At 73.2% G+C, this 5355-nt stretch carries 4 protein-coding genes; 1 reads left to right on the forward strand and 3 read right to left on the reverse strand.

The features are described 5' to 3' along the window. Nucleotides 1–7: 7 nt before the first annotated feature. Nucleotides 8–1120, forward strand: a complete 1113-nt coding sequence (locus ACIQOV_RS25940; protein ID WP_401052343.1) for a PLP-dependent cysteine synthase family protein — start codon at nucleotides 8–10, stop codon at nucleotides 1118–1120. 128 nt (nucleotides 1121–1248) lie between these two features. Here ACIQOV_RS25940 and ACIQOV_RS25945 read toward each other — a convergent pair whose 3' ends face one another. The 3 genes from ACIQOV_RS25945 to ACIQOV_RS25955 form a co-directional block, all read right to left on the reverse strand. After that, nucleotides 1249–1548, reverse strand: coding sequence for a DUF6191 domain-containing protein (locus ACIQOV_RS25945; protein WP_401052336.1), 300 nt, complete (start codon nucleotides 1546–1548; stop codon nucleotides 1249–1251). 81 nt (nucleotides 1549–1629) lie between these two features. Beyond that, entirely contained in the window at nucleotides 1630–4128 is a 2499-nt protein-coding gene (locus tag ACIQOV_RS25950; RefSeq protein WP_401052339.1) for a right-handed parallel beta-helix repeat-containing protein, read from the reverse strand. 345 nt (nucleotides 4129–4473) lie between these two features. Beyond that, nucleotides 4474–5355 (reverse strand): MOSC domain-containing protein (locus ACIQOV_RS25955; RefSeq protein ID WP_401052341.1); only part of this gene is annotated, 882 nt, incomplete at its 5' end.

Genomic DNA, 5355 nt, shown 5'->3' on the forward strand with positions numbered 1-5355 from the left:
CCCCCGCATCGAGCCCGGCATCGAGCCGACCGTCGACGTCGACCGCTCCGACCCGGAGTACCGAGCCTGGCTCAAGGAGGCGGTGCGCAAGGTCCAGGCCGACGCCAACCGCTCCGCCGACACCCACCTGCTGCGCTTCCCGCTGCCCGCTCAGTGGGGGATCGACCTCTACCTCAAGGACGAGTCCACCCACCCGACCGGCTCGCTCAAGCACCGCCTGGCCCGCTCGCTCTTCCTCTACGGGCTCTGCAACGGCTGGATCCGGCCCGGAAAGCCGGTGATCGAGGCCTCCAGCGGCTCCACCGCCGTCTCCGAGGCGTACTTCGCCCAGCTCATCGGGGTGCCGTTCATCGCCGTGATGGCCAAGAGCACCAGCCAGGCCAAGATCGACCTGATCCAGTTCCACGGCGGTGAGTGTCACCTGGTCGAGCGCTCGGACGAGGTGTACGAGGTCTCCGCCCGGCTCGCCGAGGAGACCGGCGGGCACTACATGGACCAGTTCACCTATGCCGAGCGGGCCACCGACTGGCGCGGCAACAACAACATCGCCGAGTCGGTCTTCGCCCAGCTGCGCCTGGAGCCGCACCCCGAGCCGGCCTGGATCGTGGCCACCGCCGGTACCGGCGGCACCTCGGCGACCATCGCCCGGTTCGTCCACTACATGCAGTACGACACCCGGATCTGCGTCGCGGACCCGGAGAACTCCTGCTTCTTCGACGGCTGGGTGCATCACGACCCGGACGCCGTCTGCGAGAGCGGCTCGCGGATCGAGGGCATCGGACGGCCGCGGATGGAGCCGAGCTTCGTCCCGGGGGCGATCGACCGGATGATGAGGGTGCCGGACGCCGCGTCGATCGCCGCCGTACGGGTGCTGGAGCGGGTGCTCGGCAAGAAGGCGGGTGCCTCCACCGGGACGGGCCTGTGGAGTGCGCTGCGGATCGTCGCCGAGATGCGCGCGGACGGGCGGACGGGCAGCGTGGTCGGCCTGATCTGCGACCCGGGGGACCGCTACCTGGACAAGTACTACTCCGACGACTGGCTGGCGGGCGAGCGGATCGACATCGCGCCGTACCGGGCGGCGCTGGAGTCCTTCCTCGCAGGCGGTGCCTGGGTGGGCTGAGGCCGGCGGGCGGACAGTCGAGGGCCGGCGGATGACAACTGTCAGCTGACAGATTTCATCATCTGTTATCTGACATCGGTTGTCTGTCGGCTGTCCGCCCTCGGCTGTCAACCTGAGGCCCGAGGCCGTCACCGCCGGATGACCGCCCGGCCGCCTGCGAGGTCGATCCCCGTACGCTTCGGTGCGCCGTCGTGCTCGTCGTCCCGCAGTACCAGTTCGACCCGCCGCTGCTCCAACTGCACCCGCTTGCCCGGGTAGAGCAGCGCGTGCAGCTCCTCCGTGGCGGTCGCACCCGCACCGCGTCCGCCGCCCGCTTCCGCCGTCGGGCGGGCGCGCAGCCGCCGCACCACCGCGCCCAGGAAGAACATCACGACCAGTCCGGCCGGCAGCAGCAACCCGCCCGCCGCGCCCGTCAGCAGCACACCCATGTCCGCCTCAACGGCCCGGCGCGGCCGACGAGTTCCCCTACCGCGACGCTGCCGGCCTGCTCCCTGCCCCAGCCGCCGCCGCTACGGAAGCGGCGCCGTCGGCAGGTCGGCCGGGACGAGCAGCTGGAGTTCCTCCGTGGACGGGTTCGCGAGATGGGCGATCCGCACCGCGTGCCGCTCGACCATGGTCTCGAAGACCTGCCGTGCGGTGCGCCCGTTGCCGAAGTTGGGCCCGCGCTCCAGCCCGCCGAAGTGTTCCAGCAGCGACTTCTCCGTGTCCTCGGAGAGCGCGTACTCGTGTTCGGCGCACTGCGCCCTGGCGATCTCCAGCAGTTCGTCCGCCGTGTAGTCGGGGAAGCCGATGGTGCGGGAGAAGCGGGAGGAGACACCGGGGTTGGCGGAGAGGAAGCGCTCCATCTCGGCGGTGTAGCCCGCCACGATGACGACCACCTCGTCCCGGTGGTCCTCCATCAGCTTGACCAGGGTGTCGATCGCCTCGCGCCCGAAGTCCCGTGCCCCGTCCTCGGGTGCGAGCGCGTACGCCTCGTCGATGAAGAGCACCCCGCCGCGTGCCCGGTCGAAGGCGGCCGCGGTGCGGATCGCGGTGGAGCCGATGTGCTCGCCGACCAGGTCCACCCGGGCCACCTCGACCAGGTGCCCGCGCTGGAGCACCCCGAGCGAGGCGAGGATCTCGCCGTAGAGCCGGGCGACGGTGGTCTTGCCGGTGCCCGGTGCCCCGGTGAAGACCAGGTGCCGGCGCAGCGAGGGCGCCTTGAGTCCGGCCTGGCGGCGGCGACGGCCGACCGAGATCAGGTCGATCAGCGTGCGCACCTCCTGCTTGACCGTGGCCAGTCCGACCAGGGAGTCCAGCTCGGCGAGCGCTTCCTCGGCCGGCCGACAGTCCGGGATCGGCGAGATGGTCGCCGAGCCGCCCGCGGGCGGTGCCAACACCGGTGCCACCGAGGCCAGTTGGGCCGTGCGCGGCGCCGGTACGTCGGGGGGTCCGAAGGACGAGCCCAGCCCCGGCCCGCGCCCGGACGCCGGTCCGGACCCGCGCCCGGGCCCCGGTCCCGCACCGCCACCGGGGGCGGCCGGCGCCGGAGCGGCCGCGACGTCGTCCGAGATGCACCCCTCCGTGACCGGCCCCGGTTCGGAGAACTCGAACCCGGTCCGCTGGTTGTGCTCCGCCCGGCACCGGATGAGCTGGGTCCGGCAGCCGTCGATGATGTGGAAGCCGAAGCCCTTGCCCTGGGAGACCCGGCAGTCCTCGAAGGTGCCCCGCCCCTGCGCCGAGACGTACACCCCGGCGTCCGTGCTGGCCCGTACGGTGCAGTCGCGCAGCACCGGGTCGGCGCCCTTGGTGACGATCACGCCGGTGGCCACGTCGGAGATCTCGCAGTCGGTGAGGAGTCCGCCGCTGCCGTGGTCGCGGAACCAGAGCCCGGTGCCCGCCTCCTGCACCCGGCAGGAAGCGAGGGAGACGGTGGCCCCGCCGCTGACCGAGACCGCCGAACTGCGGATCCGGCTGAACGAGCAGCCCTCGGCGGTGGCGGCGGAGTCCCGGTCGAGGACGAACAGGGCGTCCGGCAGGTCGTGCAGCGAGCAGTCGGTGAGGGTCAGCCGGGCGCCGTCGCTGACCCACAGTGCCGGGTACTCGCCGGTCGAGCTGTGGATCTGGCAGGACTCGGCGACGGCCTCGGTGCCCTGGTCCCAGACCGAAAGCGCCCCGCGCCCGAAGTCCCGGACGGTGCTGTTCGCGAGGCTCAGCCGGGCGCGTCCGCGCAGGTCGGCGCCGTTCTCCGGCAGGTCGTGCACCCGGCAGCCGGTGAGCACCAGCTCGGCCTCGCCGTCCAGGGTCAGGCCGTTGCCGGTGACCCGGTGGATCTCGCAGTCGACCAGCCGCCCGCCCGCCTGCGCCTCGGCCTGCACGCCGCTGCCGCGGATCTCGTAGATCTCGCAGCCGGTCAGCTCGGCCGCGCTGCCGGGGTCGGAGAGCAGGACGCCGGCACCGGAGGCGTGGTGGACGCGGCAGCGGTCCAGGGCCGCGGTGGCGCCGCCGAGGACCGCCAGTCCGGCCTGTCCGGCGGCGGCGACCTCGCAGTCCTCGAAGGCGGCGGCGGTGCCCGCGCCGCGCAGCCGCAGCCCGAGCCCGCCCGGGTTGGTGACCACGCAGCCGCGCAGGGTCGGCCGGGCGCCGTCGGTGATCTCGATCCCGGTGGCCGAGCGGGTCTCGATCCGGCAGCCGCTGAAGGAGGGTGTCGCCTCCGGCCCGGTGACCAGAACGGCGGGGGTGGAGCTGTCGCCGCCCTCGACGACCAGGTCGCGTACGGTCGCGGCGGCGGTCACGGTGAGCGCCACGCCGGAGGGCGGGTCGATCCGGACCGTCCCCGGCCCCTGGGCCGGGACCAGCGTCACGGGCTTGTCCAGGAGCACGTTCTCCCGGAAGGTGCCCGGACGGACGGTCACGGTGTCGCCGGGTTCGGCGGCGGCGAGGGCCTCCGCGAGCGTGTCGTACTCTCCCGCGCGGCGACGCCAGCGGGATGCGCTGTCCTGGGTGACTCGGACCCTGTGCTCAGCCATGACGGTCTGTCGTCCCCACCTTCGTCGAGCCGGCGATCAACGGGCCGTACGCGCGGGGGTGCGCGGGCCGTCCGCCCACCGTAGCGCGCCCACGTGGGTGGTCCGGCCGCCCGCGGTCGCGCGGACACCGGTAGCGTTCAGCGCCGCCACAGGTTCCGACCACTTGTTTCAACGAGCGCGCACAGAGGTGGTTCCGCTCGGGTCGGCTCGCGAAGTCGCACGGGAGGTTGGAACGGGAGGTTGGAACGGTGGCCGGCGCGGGCGGTCGGCGCGGGCGGTCGGCACGGCCCGCCCCGCGGATTCCCGGTGCCGCCCACCCGCCCACGCGTCCAAGCGCCCACGCGCTCAGCGCCCGTCGGCAGGCCAGTGCGCCCCGTCCTCCAGCACCTCGACCTCGTCGCCCAGCCGCAGCGTGCCGAGCGCGTCGCCCTCGACGCCGGCCGGCCGTTCGGGGATCAGGTTCTGCCCGAACGCGGCCTTGCGCAGCAGCCGGTGGTGGCGGGCCAGGGTGCGCAGCGGTTCCTTGCCGCGCCGCTCGCCGGTCTCCTGGTCGGTGGTGGTGATCACGCAGCGGCCGCAGGGCTTGACCACCTTGAAGGTGACCGAGCCGATCCGGATCCTGCTCCAGGTGTCCTCGGCCCACGGTTCGGCGCCGCCGACCACCACGTTCGGGCGGAAACGTTCCATCGGCAGGGTCTCGTGGCCGTCGGGGTTCTCGGTGGCGATCAGCTCGTTGAGCCGGTCCAGGGAGGCGGTGGTGGTGAGCAGCAGCGGGAAGCCGTCGGCCATCGAGACGTTGTCGTCGGGCCGGCCGTACTCCGGGTCGACCGGCCGGGCGCGCGGGTCGTCCAGGTGCACCAGGCGGTAGTCGCCGAGGTGCTCGGCGATCCACTGGTGCGTCTCCTTGTCGGCCTCGGCGGCGTGGAATCGGGTGCCCCAGACCTCGACGTCGGCGAGCGGGTCGCCGGCCGCGACGGCGGGGGCGGCGACCTCGATCCGGGAGCCGTCCGGGGCGGTCAGGCCGAGGGCGCCCTCGGGCAGCAGTTCGGCGCGGACCTGTCCGAGGGCCGCGTTCTCGCGCTGGCTGACGAACCGTCCGGTCGCGTCGGCGAGCATCCAGCGACGGTCTCCGGCCAGGCCCCACGGTTGGACCACGGCGGTGTCCGGGCTCAGGCGGTACATCGACTTGACGGGGTAGACGTGGAGTCCGGTGAGCTGCATTCCCCC

Source organism: Kitasatospora sp. NPDC091257 (genome assembly GCF_044757675.1).
GTDB classification, from domain to species: domain Bacteria; phylum Actinomycetota; class Actinomycetes; order Streptomycetales; family Streptomycetaceae; genus Kitasatospora; species Kitasatospora lactacystinica.